This window comes from Blastococcus sp. KM273129 (genome assembly GCF_021698995.1).
In the GTDB taxonomy this organism is placed as follows: Bacteria; Actinomycetota; Actinomycetes; order Mycobacteriales; family Geodermatophilaceae; genus Blastococcus.
In genome coordinates, this window is the sequence record NZ_SSXB01000042.1 from 1 (window position 1) to 18,482 (window position 18,482).

The window sequence follows — 18,482 nt, forward strand, 5'->3', positions numbered from 1 at the left end:
CGCCGATGGTACTGCCCTGGAGACGGGGTGGGAGAGTAGGACGCCGCCGGACAACCATTCACGAAGGGCCCCAGCCACCAGGCTGGGGCCCTTCGTCGTTCGCACGACCGGGAACCGCGGCCGGCTTGCCGGCGTCCTCGCTCGTGAGGGCCCGACGAGCGGCCGGGCAAGCGACTCCGCGGGGTCCCAGCCCCCCGCCCGGGGGCTTCGCGTCGACGACCACTCGTCCCGTCGTCGGCGGTGGCCACTGGGCCGCTGTTCCGTCACGTGTCGGAGCAGCGGTCCAGTGACGTCGCGGCTGGGGGGCACGCGGCAGCGCCCGGGCCAGGAGAGGTCGGCGACGGCCACCGCGAGGAGCAGTGGCATGCCCGCGACCGGCCATCGACCCAGCGGGCCCGGGGCTCGGGCGCCGTCACGAGGACGGCGAGGTCACCGGCGGACCAGCACCGGATCCCATCCCGCCCGTGGTCTGCTGCACCCCGGCCAGCAGGGGGAGCGCGCTCCCGCAGCCGATCGCCTGGGCGACCCTCCACCGGTGGGCGTTCCGGGACGCGCCAGGCCGCGCACGGCGGGCCGGGTAGGTGGGCGACGAAGTGCCGGCGTCAGAGCGCGGCGGCGAGCGCCTCCAGGTCCTCGACCGTGGCGTCCAGGTGCGGGGAGATCCGCAGCACCGGTCCGGTCATCTCGCCGGGGGCGCGCTCCGGCCCGAACGCGCTGACCACGATGCCGTGCTCGGTCAGCAGCCGGGCGCGGGTGGCGACGACGTCGACACCGTCGGGCGGGTGCAGCGTGGTGGTGGCCGTCGGCTCGTCGGTGGGTTCCACGACCTGCCAGCCGGACACGCCGCCCAGGAGCTCGCGGGTGGCCCGGCCGAGCCCGGCCAGCCGCATGCGCACGTGGTGGGGCCCGGCGGCCAGGTGCTCGCCGACGGCGACGACGAGCCCGATCCGGCCGGCCACGTGCGCCTCCCCCGACTCGAAGGCGCGCATCGGCGGCACGCCCTCCGGCTCGGGGAGCACCGGCACCAGCTGCGCGGCGACCTGCGGGCGGGCCATCAGCACCCCGACGCCGCGCGGCCCGGCGAGCCACTTGCGCGAGGTGCCGTAGACGACGTCGGCGCCCAGGTCGACGTCGACGTGCCCCAGGGACTGCGCGGCGTCCAGGACCAGCGGGACCCCGGCCGCGCGGCACAGCGCCGCGACCTCCCGCGCCGGCTGCACGAGCCCCCGGTGGCTGGCGACGTGCGTCAGGTGCACCACCCGTGGCGGATCGGTGGCCAGCAGCCGCTCCACGCGGTCGAGGTCGGCCCGCCCCAGGCCGTCGACCGGCAGCGGCTCGGGCCGCAGCCCCGCAGCGCGCAGCTGCGCGACGTTCGGGGCGAACTCCCCGGGCAGGCAGGCCACCCGCGAGCCGGCCGGCAGCCGCCAGCCGCTCAGCAGGGCGACCAGCGCGGCCTGGGCGGACTCCACGAAGGCGACGTCGGCAGCGGCCATGCCGGCCAGCCCGCCGAGGACCGAGCGCCCCTGCTGCAGCAGGTCGTCGGCGGTCGCCTCGGCGACGTACCCGCCCAGCTCCGCCTCGTGCCGGGCGTGGTGCGCCGTCGCCTCCAGCACGCGGTGGCTCTGCCGGCTGCACGCGGCGCTGTCCAGGTGCCGGCCCGCGGGTCGCGGCCGGGCCTTCCGCCAGTGGGCGCCCAGCTCCTCGCCGGGGGGCGTCACGCGTCCGGCCCGGTGCAGGGGTCCGCCGGGAGCTCGCGGGTGGTCGGGGGCACGGGGTCCTTCTTCAGCTCTCGATCTGGCCCCGGGCCACGGAGACCCCCGAGTGCGTCGGGTCGCCGTCCAGGGGCTCGACCGAGACGTCGACGATCGGGTACGCCGCCAGGTCCAGCCCGGCCGGCAGCTCGAAGGTCTGGGTCCCCGGGCGCAGGACCCCCAGCGGCACCATGTCGACGACGCCCGGCTCGATCAGCCAGATCTCGTAGTACGCGTCCTCGACCGCGGGCGCGTCGAGGTCGACCTCGAGGGCGCGCGAGCCGTCCGGGCGGACGACGACCTCCGCCCGGCCCGAGGCCGGCTCGCCGTCGAGCGGCTCGAGGGCCACGGTGGTGAGCGGTTCGAGCGAGTCCTCGCCCTGCAGCAGCGCCACGGCACCGGCACCCACGACGGCACCGGTGATCGCGGCGGCCGCCACCAGCACCACCGTGCGGCGGCTGCGGCGCAGCGGCAGCACCTGGCCGCCGGCCGCGGCCGGGGCGGGGGCGGTCACCGCCGGAGCGACGGGTTCGGCGTCGGACGCGGTGCCACCCGGCGTCGCCTGCACCCCGGTGGCCGCCGCGATGCCGGCCCACACCGAGGCGGGCGGCGCCACGGGCGGCCCCGGCTCGGCGAACTCGGGGACGGCGACGGCGTCGACGGCCCGCTGGAGCGCCGCGACCTCGGCCCGGCACTCGGCGCACGAGCCGAGGTGGGCGGCGTCGTCGGCCGGGAGCGGCTCGCGCAGCGCCGCCAGGGCGAGCTGCTCAGGCTGGCAGTGCGGCACCGTCCACCTCCAATCGGGTCCTCAGGCGTTCGAGCGTGCGGCGGATGTGGGATTTCACCGTGCCCAGCGGGATCCCGGTGCGCTCCGCGATCTGGGCGTGGGTGAGATCGGCGAAGAACGCGAGCTCGATGATCCCGCGCTGGGGCTGGCCGAGGCGCTCGAGCTCGTCCAGCACGAGCATCCGGTCGGTCACAACGCTGTCGACCGGGGGCGTCGTCCCACCGGCCGGTGTGGCCTGCGCCTCGGAGACGGCGGCCTCGGCCTCGCGGCGCTGCCGGTCCCGCCGGGCCCAGGTGTCGGCGATCTTGTGGCGGCAGACGCCGACCAGCCAGGCCGGCAGCGGACCCTGCTCGGGGTTGTACCGGGCGCGGCCGGTCCAGGCGGAGATGAAGGTCTGCTGGGTGACGTCCTCGGCGTCGGGGCCGGGGCCGAAGGCGCGCACCGCCATGCCGTGCAGCTGCCCCGCCCACCGCGCGTAGGCGAGGGCGAGCGCCTGCTCGTCACCGGCGGCGAACCGGCGGCCCACCTCGGCGTCGTCCGGCTCCGCGGAGCCGTGCGGCACCGGAACGGGGTCGGGGTTCACGGTGCCGACGCTACCCAGCCGCGCAGCCCGGTCCAGCACCCCGGTCACGGCGTGGTGCCTGCAACGGGCTCGGCGACCACGACGACGTTGTCGCGGTAGCTGCGGAACTCGGGCAGGAACGGGCCGCCGCAGGTGATGACGACCAGCCGGGGCGGGCCGTCCCGGCGGAAGATCTCGTCGAGCGGGAGGACGTCCTTCTCGACCACCTCGCGGGAGACCACGCGCCAGCGGGTGGTCCCGCCGGCGGCGTCGGTGACGGCGATCTCCTCACCCGGCTCGGCCGTCCGGAGGGGGAACAAGGCTCCGGGGCCCTGCTCGCGGTCGTCCACGTGGCCGGCGATCACGGAGTTCCCGGCCGCGCCGGGCTCCGGGCCGAAGCGGTACCAGCCGACGCGGTCGACGTCCTCGGGCAGCGCCATCTGGCCGTCGCCGGCGATGCCCATGGGGTCCACCGGCGCCGTCACGCCGAGTCCGGGGACCTCCAGCCGCGCGGGCGGGGCGATCTCGGGAGCCACCGTGGGGGCGGCGTCCCGGACGCTCACCTCCGGCAGCGTGGACGCCGGGGGCGCGGTGGTGGGGTCGGCGGGGCGCTCCAGCACCTGGTCGACCGGCGGACCCGCCGCCGCGTCCGGCCGGGACAGGGCCCACGCGGTCGGCGCACCGACGGCGAGGGCCAGCCCCAGCACGACGCTGGCGGCGGCGGGTCGCACGGTCATCTCCTCGGGATGCCCGGGGTCAGCGCGAGGAACGCGCCAGCCGGAACGCGCCGGCGGCGGCGAGGGCGACACCGGCGACGGCGGCGGCACCCACCGGCAGCGGCAGGCCGGAGTCGTCGGCCAGGCCGGCGCTCCCACCCGGGACGCCGGACGGCGCCGAGTGCTGACCGGAGATGCTCTGGACGGCCAGCTCGTAGCCGGCGTCCTCGGAGCCCCACGCGTAGACGATCGTCGTGGCGCCCTCGGCCAGGTCCAGGTCGGCCGGGCCGATGGCGACGGTGTCGGTGCCCGCGAGGACGACGTCGGCGTTGACCGTGCCGGCCGGGACGGTGAGCGACTCCTCGTTCGGGTTGCTCAGCCCGTCGACGACCACCTGGCCACCGGCCCGGACGTCCACGGCGGGCGCGGCCGCCACGTGGCGCACGGTGACGCGCGCCTGGCCGGCGGGGATGTCACCGACCTCGTTGACGAACGGGGTGAGCGCGGGCTCGCCGGCCTCCGTCAGGTGGGCCACCACGGTGGCGTTGGCCCCGGCCGGGACGCTGACGCCGTCGGCCGACAGCAGCGGGTCGCCCGAGCCGTCCGGCGCGTCGGCCGGGAACAGCGCCAGGTCGTAGGAGCCCGCGGGCAGCTCCAGCGGGTCGGTCAGGGTGCCCGGCTGGAAGTCGTCGATCAGCCGCTCGCCGTTGGCGTAGACGTCGACGGGCAGCTCCGGCACCCCGTGCAGGACGGACACCGTGGCGGTGTGGTTGTCGGCCAGGGCCGGGGTGGCGACCAGGACGAGGCCACCGGCGACGCCGAGGGCGCCGGCGGCGCGACCGAGGGTACGAACCGTGCTCATGGTGTTTCCTCTCGTCGAAGGGGTCGTGCTGACAGGTCTTCGCCCCCCTGCGCGGATCCGGATGCACATCCGCCCGGGTGGATGTCGCGGGATCGTCTGCCGGGGCTGCTGCCCGGCGACGAGGGCGGGAAGATGGCCCGGTGCCGGACCGGGATCGCGACGAGGAGGGGCGTGCCCGCAACGCCCGCCCGCGGGACGCCCTCGGGCGGCCCCTGCCGCGGGGAGCCGTGGGCGAGGAGCGTGCCCCCGAGGGGGTCGTCCGGGCCCCGGCGGTGGCGCTCGCCGAGGCGCAGCGCCTCCTGGACGCCGGCCGGCCGTTCCACGCCCACGAGGTGCTGGAGGACGCGTGGAAGAGCGCCCCGGCGGAGGAGCGCGAGCTCTGGCGGGGACTGGCCCAGCTCGCCGTCGGCCTGACCCACGCCGCCCGGGGCAACGGCCGGGGCGCGACCACGCTGCTGGAGCGGGGCGCGGGCAGCATCGCCGGCTACGCGGCCGCACCGCCCCACGGGGTCGACGTCGACGGGCTGGTGGCGTGGGCCAGGGGCCTGGCCGCGGCCCCGGGCACGGGTGGTGACCCGGCCGCTGCCGCCCCCCGGCTGACCGGTTCGGCTGCGGGCGACCCGGGCACACCGCGAGGATGACGACGGACGGAGCACGGCACGACGGCCTCCGGGCCGCGGCGGTCCTCGCCGCCGCGGTCGCGCAGGTCGTGGGCAGCCCGCTCGGCAGCGCGCTCGCCGGGCGCAGCGTCGGCGCGGTCAGCGACGAGACCGGCTCGCTGATCACCCCGGCCGGGTACGCCTTCAGCATCTGGGGCGTCATCTTCGCCGGGTCCCTGGCCTGGGCGGTCTACCAGGCGCTGCCGGGCCAGCGCGGCCGCACCCTCCACCGCCGGACCGGCTGGCCGCTGGCCGCGGCCTTCGCCGGGAACGCGGCCTGGGAGATCGCCTTCCCCCTGGTCGGCGTCTCGGTTCCGCTGGTCCCGCTCGTGCTGCTGCTCTGCATCGTCGCGGCCACCGCGGTCGCGTGGGCACGGCTGCAGGACCTCCCGGTCGAGGGGCTCGGGAGGGTGCTGCCGGCCGCGGTCACCGGCCTGCTGCTCGGCTGGGTGACCGTCGCGGCCGCGGTGAACGCCGGCCAGGCCGGTGTCGCGCTCGGTGCACCGGCGTCGGGCACCACCGCCCAGGTCTGGGCCGTGGTGGTGCTCGCGGTCGTCGCCCTGATCGCGTCGGCGCTGGTGCTGGCCGCGCGCGACGCCGCCGGTCCGTTCGCCCTGGCCGTCGTGTGGGGGCTGGTGGCCGTCGCGGTCGCCGGACCGCCGGCCCCGGTCGTCGTCGCCGCCCTCGCCGCCGCCTCCGCCGTGGCGGTCACCCTCGTGGTGCGCACCGTCGTCCACCGGGACCCCGTCAGCCTGCTCGTCGGCTGACCTTCGTCAGCGGCCGCGGACGCGGGCGTAGCGGTCCAGCGCCACCTGCCGCTCGTGCGCGTGGTCGACGACCGGCTCCGGGTAGCCGGCGGGGACGCCGCCCGGCGCGGTCCACGGCTCGTGCACGTACCGGGGATCGACGTCCCGCAGTTCCGGCACCCAGCGCTTCACGTAGGCGCCGTCGGGGTCGAACTTCTTCCCCTGCGTGACCGGGTTGAAGACCCGGTAGTAGGGCGAGGCGTCGGTGCCGGTGCCCGCCACCCACTGCCAGCCGTGGTTGTTGCTGGCGAGGTCGCCGTCGACCAGGTGCCGCATGAACCACCGCGCGCCGAGCGTCCACTCCTGGTGCAGGTCCTTCACCAGGAACGAGGCGACGATCATCCGCACCCGGTTGTGCACGTAGGCCTCGCCCAGCAGCTGGCGCATGCCGGCGTCGACGATCGGGAAGCCGGTGCGCCCCGTCTCCCAGGCGCGCACCAGCTCCTGCGCGTGCGGGCCGTCGTCGTAGCCCATCGCCCGCAGCTCCGGCTTCAGGTACTCGCGCGCCGACTCCGGCCGGTGCCACAGGACGTCGGCGTAGAAGTCCCGCCAGGCCAGCTCGTCGGTGTACCGGCGCACCGGCTCCGCCTGCCCGGCCGCCGCGAGGTCGGCCAGCAGCGTCCGGGGGTGGATGCAGCCGTACTTCAGGTAGGCCGACATCCGGCTGGTCCCGTCACCGGCCGGGGTGTTGCGCCCGTCGGCGTAGCCGGGCAGCCGCTCGTCGCGGAACCGCGCCCAGGCGGCCAGCGCGGCGGCCTCCCCGGCCGGCGGGAGCGTCACACCGTCGAGCTCGGGTGCCGGGGGGCGGTCGTCGGAGCGGACGCCGGTGCGCCAGCGGACGTCGCCGGGCGACGACGCCGGTGCCCGCCAGCCGTGCTCCCGCCAGGCCCGGGCGAAGGGCGAGAACACCTGGAACGGCGTCCCGTCGCGCTTGGTGACCCGCCCGGGCGTCACCGCGTACGGCGAGCCGGTGCGCACCAGCGGGACCTCGCCCAGCGCCCGCTCCACCGCGTCGTCGCGGCGGCGGCCGTACGGCCCGGCGTCCGCGCTGACGTGCACCGACGTGGCGCCCACCTCGCCGGCCAGCGCGGGCAGCACCCGGGCCGGGTCGCCGCGGCGCAGCACGAGCGCGCCCCCGAGGTCGTCCTCCAGGGCGGTCAGGCAGTCGAGGAGGAAGCGGCGGCGGGGCCCGCCGGAGGGCCCCCACAGCCGCTCGTCGAACACGAACACCGGGACGACGTCGCCGTCCGGACCCGTCGCGTCGCGCGCGGCCAGCAGGGCGGGGTGGTCACCCAGGCGCAGGTCGCGGCGGAACCAGAGCAGCGCGGTGGGCACCCGGCCGAGCGTAGGAGCGACGCGGCGGGGGCGCCCGGCGGCCGGTTCAGGCGGGGCGGTCCAGGCCGTCCAGCCCGAGCACGCGCCACAGCCCCGTCCGGCGGAGGAGCCCCATCGTGCGCCGGTTGGCCCCGCGGACGACGACGCTGCCCCCGCGGGCCCGGCACGCCCGGTGCGCGGTGAGGAGGCTGGCCGCCGCCGGGCTGGACAGGTGCTCCACGTCGCGGACGTCGACGACCACCCGCCGGGCACCGGTGATGAGGGCGTCGTGCAGGGCCCACCGGATGTCGGCGACCCCGTCGGCCAGCATCTCCTCGGTCAGCCGCAGCACGACCTCGCCGGAGTCGTGCCGGGAGGAGCCGGTGGTACCGGGATCGCGCTGGGCGCGGTCGGCAGCGTGCACGGTGGTCTCCTCCGCGGTCGGGATCCGCTCTCACTGCAGCCTGGCGGGCGCAGTTTGCGATCTCCCCGGTCACGACATTGCGATCCGATGACGGTGCCCGCCCTGCCCGGGGGCGCGGGAGCGCGGTGGGAGCATGACCGCGTGTCGTTGCGGATCATGATCGTGGAGGACGACGACTCCATCCGGACCGCGCTGCGGTGGGCGCTGGAGGACGAGGGGTACGACGTCGCCGAGGCCGCCTCGGGCGAGGACGCCGTCCGCATGGTGGGCATCGCCGCGCCGGACATGATGATCGTCGACCTGATGCTCGGGGCGGTGGACGGTCTCACCGTGATCCGCGAGGTGCGCCGCGACCACGACCTGCCCGTCGTCGTCGTCAGCGCCCGCGCCGACACGCAGGACATCGTCGAGGCGCTGGAGGCCGGCGCCGACGACTACGTGACCAAGCCGTTCCAGGTCAAGGAGATCACCGCGCGGCTGAAGGCGCTGCGCCGGCGGACCGCCGCGGTGCCGGCGGGGGCCCCGGCCGTCGCGACCCGGCCGGGCGTGGTGCTCGACCACGACCCCGAGGCGCCGCTCGTGCTGCGGGAGGCCAGCGGGACGGTCTACCGCGGCGACCGGCAGCTCCCCCTCACGCTGACCGAGTTCCGGGTGCTCTGCGAGCTGGCCGCGGCGCCGGGGCGGGTCTTCAGCCGGCAGGCGCTGCTCGAGCGCGTGTGGGACCACGGGTTCTTCGGCGACGAGCGGATCGTCGACGTCCACGTGCGGCGGTTGCGCACCAAGGTCGAGCGGGACCCCGGGAACCCGCGGCTCGTGGTGACCGTCCGGGGGCTGGGCTACCGCCTGGACCCGCAGTGAGACCGGTCCCCGGGCGGCGGGGGCTGCGGGGCCGGATCGTCGTGGGCTTCGCCGCCAGCACCCTGCTGGTCTCGGCGGTGCTGGTGACCACCACCTGGCTGCTGGCCCGCAGCTTCCTGGTGGAGCAGCGCGAGCAGGCGCTCACCCAGCAGGCGTTCGCCGATGCCGAGGTGCTGCGCACCCGGCTGGCCGCCGCCGGGGTCGACGTCGGGGCGGTGCTGGGCGAGCTCGTCCCCTTCGGCGACGCCGAGGTCGTCGTGCGGAGCGGGGACGACTGGTACTCCTCGAGCCTGGAGGTGGGGCGGCGCGACGTCCCCGCGGGGCTGCGCCAGGTGGTGGCCGACGGCGCGGCCGGCGCGCAGCGGGTCGACACCGCGGACGGCCCGCGGCTGGTCGTCGCCGTCCCCGTGGTGAGCGCGGGCGTCGAGGTGTACGAGATCGCGCCGCTGGACGACCTCGCGGCGCTGCTGGGCACGCTCGGGGTGGTGCTGGGCGCGGGCGCCGGCGTCGCCACCCTGGCGGGGGCCGGGTTCGGCGCGTGGGCCAGCCGGCGCGCCGTCTCCCCGCTGGAGCAGGTCGCCGGCGCGGCCACCCGCATCGCCGGCGGTGAGCTCTCCACCCGCCTCCCACCGACCGACGACCCCGACCTGGTGGGCATCGTGGCGGCCTTCAACAGCATGGTCGACGCCCTCGCCGCCCGGATCTCGCGGGACGCCCGGTTCGTCGGCGACGTCAGCCACGAGCTGCGCAGCCCGCTCACCAGCCTCACCACGAGCGTCGAGGTGCTGGCCACCCGGCGGGAGGAGCTGCCGCCGCGGGCCCAGCAGGCCCTCGCCCTGGTCGAGGGCCAGGTGACGCGCTTGCGGGTCACCCTCGACGACCTGCTGGAGCTGGCCTGGATGGACGGGGCCGACCACGGGCACGACGTCGTCCCCGTGCCGATGGCCGCCCTCGTGCGGGAGGTGCTGGAGGGGACCGGCCGGCCGGTCGACCTGCTGGAGGCCGGTCCCGGCGAGGGGAGCACGGTGCTGGGGGACAAGTCACGGCTGGAGCGGGCCGTGCGCAACCTCCTGGACAACGCCGACCGCTACGGCGGCGGGCCCGAGCGGGTGGCGGTCCGGCGCTGCGAGGGCTCCGTGGAGGTCACGGTGGACGACGCCGGGCCGGGGGTCGCCCCGCTGGACCGCGAGCGGATCTTCGAGCGCTTCGCCCGGGCCCCGGGTTCGGCCCGTCGCTCGCTGCCCGGCGCCGGCCTGGGGTTGGCGATCGTGGCGGAGACCGCCGCCCAGCACGGGGGTGCGGCGTGGTGCGAGGCGAGCCCGTGCGGCGGGGCGCGCTTCGTCCTCTCCCTGCCGGCGGCGCGGTCGTGACCCGCCTGCGCCGGCTGGGCGCCGGCGGCGTGCTGGGGGCCGTCGTCGCCGGGGTGGTGTCCTGCGGGGTGCCCACCGGATCGGGACCGACGACGATCGCGCCGTCCGACGTCCCGTACGGGCTCGCCGCGCCGACGCCGGCTCCCTCGGCGGCGCCGTCGGCGGTACCCGGTGAGGTGGGCTGGGCCTACCTGATCGGCCCCGACGAGGCGCTCGTCCCCCGGGCCCGGGACAGCGGGAGCGGGTCGGCCGAGGAGCGGCTGGCCGACCTGCTGAGCGCCCTGGCCGCGGGGCCGACCGGGGACGAGCGGGCCGAGGGGCTGTCCACGGCGCTCCCGTCCGGGACGACGCTGGAGGTGTCCGGCATCGACGGCGGCACGGCAACGATCGATCTCGCGGGCGCCTCCCCGCTGTCCTCCGGCCGGCGGGCGGTCGCCCAGATCGTGCTCACCGCGGCGAGCCTGCCGGGGATCGACGCCGTCCTGCTCACCAGCGACGGCCAGCCGGTGGAGGCGCCGCTGCCCTCCGGGGCGCTCACCGACGAGCCGCTGCTCCCGGCCGACTACGCCGCCTTCCTCAACCCGCCCCCGGTGTCCCCGGCGGCCACCACGCCGGCCCCGACCGCCGGGGTGGCGGCCCCGTTCGCCGCCGACACCCGGCCCGACACGGCCGCGGCGTCCCCCGGGGCCGCGGTGACGGTGACCGACGTCCGCGCCGGCCGCCAGGCGGGGTTCGACCGGGTGGTGCTCGAGGTGGCCGGTGCGGGGCTGCCCGGGTGGGCCGCCCGTTACGTCCCCGACCCCCTGTCGGCGGGCAGCGGGCTGCCGGTGGACGTCGCCGGGGACGCCGTCCTGCAGCTCGTCCTCACCGGCGTGGGCCTGCCCGGGGACACCGGCGTCGCGCCCTACGCCGGACCGGACCCGGTCGTCCTGGACGGCCCCGCCGTCCGGGAGGTCGTGATCGACTCGGTCTTCGAGGGGCAGCTGGTGGCCTTCCTCGGGACCGCGGGCGAGCGCCCGTTCCGCGTCTACCGGCTGCAGAGCCCGAACCGGGTGGTGATCGAGGTGCTGCACCAGGGGTGACGCGCGAGGGCCTGCGCTGCGGATCGGCTCCGGGGCGCAGGCCCGGGCAGGGCGCGACCGGTCACCAGCGGTGGGCGACGTCGATCACCAGGCGGACCGCGTCGTCCCCGGGGGCACCGACCAGGGTGAAGGTGCGGAAGGGCAGCCGGGCGCGGGTGCCGACGCCGAGGGTGGTGCGGCCCTCGTACGAACCGGCCCAGGCGACCTGCTCGAGCGTGCGGAAGCCGTCGACGTCCACGACCTCGCCGCGGCTGGGCGGCAGGTAGGTGGCCCGGCCGTGCCGATCGTGGGCGGGGGAGTGGACGACGACCTCCAGCGCGGCCCCGCCGGCCAGCGGGACGACGTCGCCCGTGCCCTCCTGCTGCACCGCACCGACGTAGCGCACCGAGTAGCCGGTGGGCGTCGCGGGACCGTGCAGGTCGACGACCAGGCGGTCGAAGCAGGCGTGCCGGCCGGCGCGGACGTCGGTCACGGTCAGGCCGGCGGCGGTCGCCGCGCCGGCCTCCGGCAGCGAGCCCCACACCAGCCCGCAGTACGGCGTGCGCGCCGCGGCCGAGGCGGGGCCGAGCAGGCCGAGCAGCAGCGCGACCACGCCGCCGACGACCGCCAGGGGAACGGGTCCGATCCTCGTCACGATGGCCTCCATCCACCGGGCCCGCGCCCCTGCGGAGCGGGCCTCCGACCGGAGGTGTACTCCCGTCCGGGGGCCGCGCAGGCGGCCGCAACAGGGTCTCCACCGGGTCGTCGCGGGCGTCATGCGGTCGTCGCAGCTCCGCAAGACCCCCGCCGCCGGACCGCCGTCGCCGGGTCAACCGATCGGGGGCCGCGCCGGGGCCGCATCCGGTGGATCATGGTCGGGTGCCCGAGTTGCCCGAGGTGGAGGCGTTGGCGGCGTTCCTGCGCGAGAACGCCGTCGGCCACGTGCTGGCGCGCGCCGACCTCGCCGCCGTCCAGGCGATCAAGACCTTCGACCCGCCGCTGTCCGCGCTCGCCGGCCTGGAGATCACCGGGGCCGCCCGGCACGGCAAGTTCCTCGACCTCGACGTCGCGGGGCTGCACCTCGTCGTCCACCTCGCGCGGGCGGGCTGGCTGCACTGGCGGGAGAACCTGCCCACCGCGCCGCCGAAGCCCGGCAAGGGCCCGCTGGCGCTGCGCGTGCACCTCGACGACGGCAACGGGTTCGACCTCACCGAGCAGGGGACGCGCAAGGGGCTGGCCGTCCACGTCGTCCGGTCGCCGGCGGAGGTGCCGGGGATCGCGCGCCTCGGGCCGGACGCCCTCGAGGTGGACCGGGAGACCTTCGCCCGGCTGATGGCCGGCCGGTCGGGGCAGCTCAAGGGCGCGCTCACCGACCAGACCCTGGTGGCCGGCATCGGCAACGCCTACTCCGACGAGATCCTGCACGCCGCGCGGCTGTCACCGTTCAAGATGGCCGACAAGCTGACCGACGACGAACTGGTCCGTCTCTTCGATGCGGTGCGCGAGACCCTCACCGGGGCGCTGGGCCGCCAGGTGGGCCAGCGGGCCGCCACGATGAAGGGGGAGAAGCGCTCGGGCCTGCAGGTGCACGCCCGCACCGGCCTGCCGTGCCCGGTCTGCGGCGACACCGTCCGCGAGGTCAGCTTCGCCGACACCTCGCTCCAGTACTGCCCGACCTGCCAGACCGGGGGCAAGCCGCTGGCCGACCGGCGGATGTCGAAGCTGCTGCGCTGACCGCGGCCTGCGGCCACGATCCCCGAACCTGATCGTGGCGCGTCCTCCCTCGTGGTGCGCGGTGAGGGAGGACGCCGTGCGGTGGGGGAGGACGGCGGCTGGGGCGGGGCGTCGTCCTACGCGAGGATCTCCCGGGTCACCGCCGACTGCTCCGTCAGCACCCCGCCGATGACCTGCTGGGTCTCGTTGATGCTCTCGACCGTGGTGCTGATGGCGGCCAGCGCCGACACGACCCGCTCCACCTGCTGCTGGATCGCGGTCACCTTCGCGTCGACGTCGGTCGTCGCCCGCGCCGTCTCCAGCGCGAGCTCCTTGACCTCGTTGGCGACGACGGCGAACCCGCGGCCGGCCTCCCCGGCCCGGGCCGCCTCGATGGTGGCGTTCAGCGCGAGCAGGTTGGTCTGGTCGGCGATCCCGCGGATCACCTTGACCACCTTGCCGATGTCCTGGCTCGACTCGCCCAGACCGGCGACCTCGTGGTTGGCCTCGGCGGCCAGCCGCTGCCCGTCGGTGGCCACCGACGTCGCCGACAGCACGTTCCGCTCGACCTCGGTGATCGACTCGATCAGTTGCTCGCCGGCCAGCGACAGCCGCTCGGAGGCGGCGAAGCGCTCCAGTGCCTGGCCGAGCAGGAACGCGGCGCTGCGCAGCGCCGCGGCGCGTCCCGGGGCGAGGACGAGGGTGCGGGTCGCGAAGAAGTCCATGGTCCCGACGACCTCGCCGGAGACCAGGATGGGCAGGCAGACGCCGGACCTCACGCCCGCGCGCCGGGCGGCCGGGGCCCGCACGCAGTCGGTCATCTCGGCGAGGTCCTCGACGAAGAACAGGTCGCGGGTCTTCCAGGCCCGGCCGGACAGGCCGACGCCCTCGGTGAACGACGCCCGGAGGGTGACCTCCCGGAACTCCTGCCCCGCGCTGCCGGACTCCAGGACGAAGTGCAGCGCGCGGTCGGCGGGGTCGATCGCCCAGTAGGAGCCGTAGTCCCACCCGAAGCCGTCGCGGATGGTCTCCAGGGCCCGCGTCATCGCCTGCTCGCGGGTGCTCGCCCGGCTGACCTCGCGCAGCAGGTCGGTGACCGCCTGCGTGTCCTCGGCGGCCTTCGCCTGGCGGACGGCGGCGGACACCCGCTCGACGGCCTGCGAGACGAGCACCCCGACGGCACGCAGCGTGGCCAGCCGCTCGGCGGAGAGGTCCAGCGTCTCGGTGGCGAAGAAGTCCATGGTCCCGGTGACGGCGCCGTCCTCCAGGACCGGGAAGCAGATGCCGCTGCGGACGCCCACCCGCTGGGCCACCGGCGCCCGGACGCAGTCGCGCAGCAGGCCGAGGTCGGTGACCGCGACCAGGTCCCGGGTGCCCCAGGCGCGCCCGGCCAGCCCGACGCCCTCGCGGAAGGAGGCCGCGCGGGTCACCTTCCCGAACTCGGGTCCGGCGTCGCCCGACTCCTGCGCGAAGCGCAGCACCTGCTCAGCGGCGTCCACCCGCCAGTAGGAGCCGTAGGCCCAGCCGAAGTGCTGCCGCACCAGGTCCAGCGCGGCGGTCACGGCCTCCGCGGTGGTCGTGGCGCGGCCGAGGGCGGTCACGACCGCGGTCACGGCCTCGACGTTGGCCCGGGCCTCGGCGATCTGCACGTCGTGCACGGGAGCCGACCGGCGTCGGTTGAACGGGGGCATGGCTGCACCCTCTCCATCGATGGTGTCGGGGGACCATCGGAGGCCAGGTGGGGTCGTTGAGTCCGAATCGGTATCTCTTACCCGAACGTGTTGCGTGCAACCGATCCGGTGTCGTCCGGTTCCGCTGTCAGTCCGGGAGCAGCGACACCAGCCGGGTCAGCGCGCGGACCAGCACGCTGCTGCCGACGCCGGCGTCGTCCTGGTGCGCAGCGGCGCCGGCCGAGCCGACCGCGCTCCACCAGTCGCGCAGCGGCGGCGGGGAGAGCACGTCGACCCGCTCACCCGGCTGGGGGACGACGACGTCCACACCGCGGGCGCCCGCCGCGGCCAGCAGTCGCTCCACCGGCTCGGACCAGCGGTGGAACGCCAGGTTGAAGGTGGCCCAGTGCACCGGCAGCAGCACGCGCCCCCCGAGGTCGCCGTGCGCGCGCACCGCCTCCTCCGGGTCCATGTGGATGGCGTGCCAGGCGTCGTTGTAGGCCCCGATCGGCAGCAGGGTCAGGTCGAACGGGCCCAGCCGGGCGCCGATGCCAGCGAAGGCCGGGGTGTAGCCGGTGTCCCCGCCGAAGAAGACCCGGTGCCGGGGGCCGGCGACCACCCAGGAGGCCCAGAGGGTGGTGTCGCGGTGGAAGTAGCGCCCGGAGAAGTGCCGCGCCTCGGTGCAGGTGAGCGCCAGGTCGCCGATGCGGTGCTCGCCGTCCCAGTCCAGCTCGACGATCCGCTCCTCGGGCACCCCCCACTTGCGCAGGTGCTCGCCGATGCCGAGCGGCACCACCCAGGGCGCGCGCTGGGTGCGCAGCAGGGTCCGCACGGTCGGCAGGTCCAGGTGGTCGTAGTGGTCGTGCGAGATGAGCACCGCGTCGACCGGGGGCAGCTCCTCGAGCGCCAGCGGGGGCTCGTGCAGCCGGGTGGGGCCGATGATCGGCGACGGCGAGACGCGGTGGCCCCACACCGGGTCGAGCAGCACCCGCCGGCCGTCGACCTCCAGCAGGGCGCTGGCGTGGCCGAACCAGGTGACGGCGAGCTCGGCGGCGTCGGCGGGCAGGTCGGCCTGCGCGAGCGGGATGGGGGCGCCGGGCAGGCCGACGTGCCGCTCCTCGTGCCACTGCCGCAGCAACCCGTCGCGGGTGTTCGCGGGGGAGAGCGCGGGGGTGGGCATCCGGTTGTGGAACTTGCCGTCGGAGAACTGCGGCGACCCGGCGACCACCGGGCGCAGCCGGCGGCGGTGGGCGCCCAGCGCGGTCGGCAGGCCCCAGGCGGCGGTGGCCACCCAGCTCACGGGGCCGGCGAGCAGGGCGGCGGTGAGGGCGGTGCGGGCAGCGATGCGGGACGGCACAGTTCGAGCATCCCAGCCGGAGGTGGACGGCGGCTGTGAGGAGCGTCCTCCCTCACCGCGGGAGGTGAGGGGGGACGCTCCGGGATCGGGGACCCTGATCCCGGCGGGTCAGCCGGCGATCGCGGCCACCGGCGGGGTCCGCGCCGCCCGGCGGGCCGGCAGCACCGAGGCGAGCAGCCCGGCCACCGTCGCGACCAGCACGATCGCGCCCACCTGCAGCCACGGCATGCTCAGCACCAGCTCGCCGTAGGAGCCGAGCACCGAGGCGACGCCGACGAGCCCGTAGAAGCTGCCCAGCAGCACGCCGAGCACCGCCGCCACGCCGGCGACCAGGGCGGACTCCCAGGCGAGCAGCCCGCGCAGCTGCCCCCGGGTGAGGCCCAGCGCCCGCAGCAGCCCGTTCTCCTGCCGCCGCTCGACCACCGACAGGGCCAGCGTGTTGCCCACCCCGATCAGGGCGATCACCACCGCCACGCCCAGCAGGCCGGTCACGACGAGCAGCAGCACGTCGAGCACGGAGTCGATCGCGGCCCGCTCGCTGGCCAGCCCGGTGACGAAGGCGAACGGCATGGCGGCGGTGGCGACGTCGGTGACCTCGTCGATCACGTCGGTGTGGTCGGCGTCGTCGGCCAGCCGCAGCCAGACGGTGTCGACGGCGGCCTCGGGCGCGAGCCGGGCCAGCTCGGCGACGGGCAGGGTGGGCCGCTCGACGTCGCCGTACAGGGCGGTGAGGGTCGCCGTCCGGTCGCCTGCGGTGAAGGTGACCGGCCCGCCGGCCGGGATCCCCCAGCTGGAGTCGGCCCACCACGGCAGCACGACCTCGCCGGCCGCCGGGATCGGCACGTCGCCGGTCGAGCGCAGCACGGGCGCCGCGGTCGCGGCGTCCAGCCCGGAGACGCCGGTCTCCTGGCCGTCCGGCCCGGTCACCGTCGCGGCGGTGAGGGACGACGCCGCCACCACCCCGTCGACCGCGGCCAGCCGGCCCGGCAGCGACGCGGGCACGGACCCGTCGCCCTGGACGATCACGTCGGTGGGGTACTGGGCGGCCAGCCCGGCCTGCGCGGTGGCCCGCGTCGACGCCGCCCCGACGACCATGGCGGTGATCAGGGTGACGCCGATGAGCAGCGCGGTCGCCGTGGCCGCCGTCCGCCGGGGGTTGCGGGTGGCGTTGCCGGCGGCGAGCCGGCCCGGCACGCCGCCCAGCCGGGCGGCCAGCCGGCCGACGGCGCCCACGACCGGGGGCACCGCCCGCTGGGCCAGCAGCACGACGCCGAGGAAGCTCAGCGCCCCGCCCGGCAGCGCGACCAGGACGTCGGCCAGCGCGACGCCGACCCCCATGAGCAGCACCCCGGGGACCAGCAGCAGCAGTCCGAGCACCAGGCGCAGCGCCCCGCCCCGCGACCGCAGCGGTGCGGGGTCGGCCGGCCGGAGCGCGGCGAGCGGCGCGACCTTCGTGGCGGCGCGGGCGGGCGCGAGCGCGGCGAGCAAGGTGGTGGCCGTGCCGACGGCCAGCCCGGCGGCGACCGCGATCCACGGCACGGACAGCCCCGAGAGCGGGACCGGGGAGTCGGCGGCCTCGGCGACCGCCGAGACGGCCGCGGCCAGGCCGATGCCGGCCAGGACGCCGACGGCCGACGCGGCCAGGCCGGTCAGGGCGGCCTCGCCCAGCACGCTGCGGCGCACCTGGCGGGCGGTCGCCCCCACGCAGCGCAGCAGCGCCAGCTCCCGGGTCCGCTGGGCGAGCAGGACGGCGAACGTGTTGGCGATGACGAGGCCCGCCACCAGCACCGCCACCGTGGCGAAGACCAGCAGCACCGCGGTGAGCGCCATCGTGTCGCCGGTCAGCTGCGCAGCGGCCTCCTCGGCCTGCTCGGTGCCGGTGCGCACCGCGACCTGCCGGTCGGCCAGGGCGGCGGCGACCTGCTGCACCACGTCCCCGGCCGGCACGCCCTCGACCCCGGCCACCCGGAGCTCGACGGGGTCGACGGCGCCCCAGGCGCGCAGCTGCTCGGCGGTGCCCCAGAGGCGGCCGTAGATGCCGGCGGTGGGGTCGCCGCCCAGGTCGACGACGCCGGTGACCGTGACGGAGGAGTCCCGCTCCGTGCCGTCGGGCGCGAAGGAGGTCACCGGGAACCTGTCCCCGACGGTCGCGCCGGTGCGCTCGCTCACCGCGATCTCACCGGGCGCGTCGGGCAGCTCGCCGTCGGCCAGCGACTGCCAGCGCAGCGCCGGTGCGTCGGCGACCGACTCGGCGAGCAGGTACTGCTGCCCCGTGCGGCCGGGCAGCAGCGCCTGCACGCCGGTCTCCCAGGTGGTGTCGACCGCGGCGACGCCGTCCAGCGCCGCGATGCGGTCCAGCTCGTCGGCCAGGCCGGAGCCGTCGTCCGAGGTGACCACCGCGTCGACGCCGACGTAGGGGGCGCCCACGGCGTCCAGGACCGTGGCACGGGAGGTCTGGTTGAGCACCAGGGTGGCGACGACGAAGCCCACGGCGATGACGATCGCCAGGGTGGAGGCGATCAGCCGGGGCAGGTGCGCCCGGATGCTCGCCAGGGTGACTGCGCGCATGACG

17 protein-coding genes are annotated in these 18,482 nt (G+C 76.8%); 6 read left to right on the forward strand and 11 right to left on the reverse strand.

Going from position 1 to position 18,482, the window contains the following annotated elements; translation table 11 throughout:
* Positions 1 to 602: 602 nt before the first annotated feature.
* The 5 genes from egtE to E9565_RS12980 all read right to left on the reverse strand — a co-directional run bounded on the left by egtE (position 603) and on the right by E9565_RS12980 (position 4,678).
* Positions 603 to 1,718, reverse strand: a complete 1,116-nt coding sequence (egtE, locus tag E9565_RS12960; protein ID WP_236835371.1) for an ergothioneine biosynthesis PLP-dependent enzyme EgtE — start codon at positions 1,716 to 1,718, stop codon at positions 603 to 605.
* 64 nt (positions 1,719 to 1,782) lie between these two features.
* The gene (locus E9565_RS12965; protein ID WP_236835373.1) at positions 1,783 to 2,538 is read right to left on the reverse strand and encodes an anti-sigma factor; all 756 of its coding nucleotides are present in this window, start codon (positions 2,536 to 2,538) and stop codon (positions 1,783 to 1,785) included.
* On the reverse strand, positions 2,519 to 3,121 hold the full coding sequence (locus tag E9565_RS12970; RefSeq protein WP_236827277.1) for an RNA polymerase sigma factor: 603 nt from the start codon (positions 3,119 to 3,121) through the stop codon (positions 2,519 to 2,521). Before E9565_RS12970 ends, E9565_RS12965 begins: the two co-directional genes overlap by 20 nt.
* A 44-nt stretch (positions 3,122 to 3,165) precedes the next feature.
* Entirely contained in the window at positions 3,166 to 3,837 is a 672-nt protein-coding gene (locus E9565_RS12975; RefSeq protein ID WP_236835375.1) for a class F sortase, read from the reverse strand.
* A gap of 19 nt (positions 3,838 to 3,856) precedes the next feature.
* Entirely contained in the window at positions 3,857 to 4,678 is an 822-nt protein-coding gene (locus E9565_RS12980; RefSeq protein WP_236835377.1) for a DUF4397 domain-containing protein, read from the reverse strand.
* 140 nt (positions 4,679 to 4,818) lie between these two features.
* Here E9565_RS12980 and E9565_RS22550 point away from each other — a divergent pair, with 140 nt between their 5' ends.
* Together E9565_RS22550 and E9565_RS12990 are read left to right on the forward strand one after the other, a co-directional pair.
* Complete coding sequence (locus tag E9565_RS22550; RefSeq protein ID WP_236827280.1) at positions 4,819 to 5,319, forward strand: DUF309 domain-containing protein; 501 nt, start codon at positions 4,819 to 4,821, stop codon at positions 5,317 to 5,319.
* A complete protein-coding gene (locus E9565_RS12990; RefSeq protein WP_236835379.1) occupies positions 5,316 to 6,104 on the forward strand; it encodes a hypothetical protein in 789 nt (262 codons plus the stop codon). Before E9565_RS22550 ends, E9565_RS12990 begins: the two co-directional genes overlap by 4 nt.
* 6 nt (positions 6,105 to 6,110) lie before the next feature.
* On the opposite strand, the gene E9565_RS12995 is transcribed toward E9565_RS12990, so the two are convergent.
* Positions 6,111 to 7,478 (reverse strand): deoxyribodipyrimidine photo-lyase, encoded by a 1,368-nt coding sequence (locus E9565_RS12995; RefSeq protein WP_236835381.1) that lies wholly within the window; start codon positions 7,476 to 7,478, stop codon positions 6,111 to 6,113.
* Between the two features lie 46 nt (positions 7,479 to 7,524).
* Positions 7,525 to 7,881 (reverse strand): STAS domain-containing protein, encoded by a 357-nt coding sequence (locus E9565_RS13000; RefSeq protein ID WP_236827283.1) that lies wholly within the window; start codon positions 7,879 to 7,881, stop codon positions 7,525 to 7,527.
* 141 nt (positions 7,882 to 8,022) lie between these two features.
* Between E9565_RS13000 and E9565_RS13005 the strand changes: the two genes are divergently transcribed.
* The 3 genes from E9565_RS13005 to E9565_RS13015 are packed head-to-tail and all read left to right on the forward strand — an operon-like array spanning position 8,023 to position 11,191.
* Positions 8,023 to 8,739: a response regulator transcription factor gene (locus E9565_RS13005; protein ID WP_236827284.1), complete on the forward strand. Its 717-nt coding sequence runs from the start codon at positions 8,023 to 8,025 to the stop codon at positions 8,737 to 8,739.
* Positions 8,736 to 10,109, forward strand: a complete 1,374-nt coding sequence (locus tag E9565_RS13010) for a cell wall metabolism sensor histidine kinase WalK (RefSeq protein WP_236827285.1) — start codon at positions 8,736 to 8,738, stop codon at positions 10,107 to 10,109. The genes E9565_RS13005 and E9565_RS13010 overlap by 4 nt, the downstream gene beginning before the upstream one ends.
* Positions 10,106 to 11,191 (forward strand): GerMN domain-containing protein, encoded by a 1,086-nt coding sequence (locus E9565_RS13015; RefSeq protein ID WP_236827286.1) that lies wholly within the window; start codon positions 10,106 to 10,108, stop codon positions 11,189 to 11,191. The genes E9565_RS13010 and E9565_RS13015 overlap by 4 nt, the downstream gene beginning before the upstream one ends.
* Before the next feature lie 61 nt (positions 11,192 to 11,252).
* Here E9565_RS13015 and E9565_RS13020 read toward each other — a convergent pair whose 3' ends face one another.
* Entirely contained in the window at positions 11,253 to 11,825 is a 573-nt protein-coding gene (locus E9565_RS13020) for a hypothetical protein (protein WP_236827287.1), read from the reverse strand.
* Positions 11,826 to 12,049: 224 nt separating this feature from the next.
* Between E9565_RS13020 and E9565_RS13025 the strand changes: the two genes are divergently transcribed.
* Entirely contained in the window at positions 12,050 to 12,904 is an 855-nt protein-coding gene (locus E9565_RS13025; RefSeq protein WP_236835383.1) for an Fpg/Nei family DNA glycosylase, read from the forward strand.
* Between the two features lie 116 nt (positions 12,905 to 13,020).
* Here E9565_RS13025 and E9565_RS13035 read toward each other — a convergent pair whose 3' ends face one another.
* From E9565_RS13035 to E9565_RS13045, 3 genes are all read right to left on the reverse strand, one after another.
* Positions 13,021 to 14,574 carry a GAF domain-containing protein gene (locus E9565_RS13035; RefSeq protein WP_304505912.1) on the reverse strand — a complete coding sequence of 518 codons (1,554 nt, stop codon included), beginning with the start codon at positions 14,572 to 14,574 and terminating at the stop codon, positions 13,021 to 13,023.
* A gap of 127 nt (positions 14,575 to 14,701) precedes the next feature.
* Positions 14,702 to 15,910, reverse strand: a complete 1,209-nt coding sequence (locus tag E9565_RS13040) for an MBL fold metallo-hydrolase (RefSeq protein WP_236827289.1) — start codon at positions 15,908 to 15,910, stop codon at positions 14,702 to 14,704.
* A gap of 108 nt (positions 15,911 to 16,018) precedes the next feature.
* A complete protein-coding gene (locus E9565_RS13045; RefSeq protein WP_236835384.1) occupies positions 16,019 to 18,478 on the reverse strand; it encodes an ABC transporter permease in 2,460 nt (819 codons plus the stop codon).
* Positions 18,479 to 18,482 lie beyond the last annotated feature (4 nt).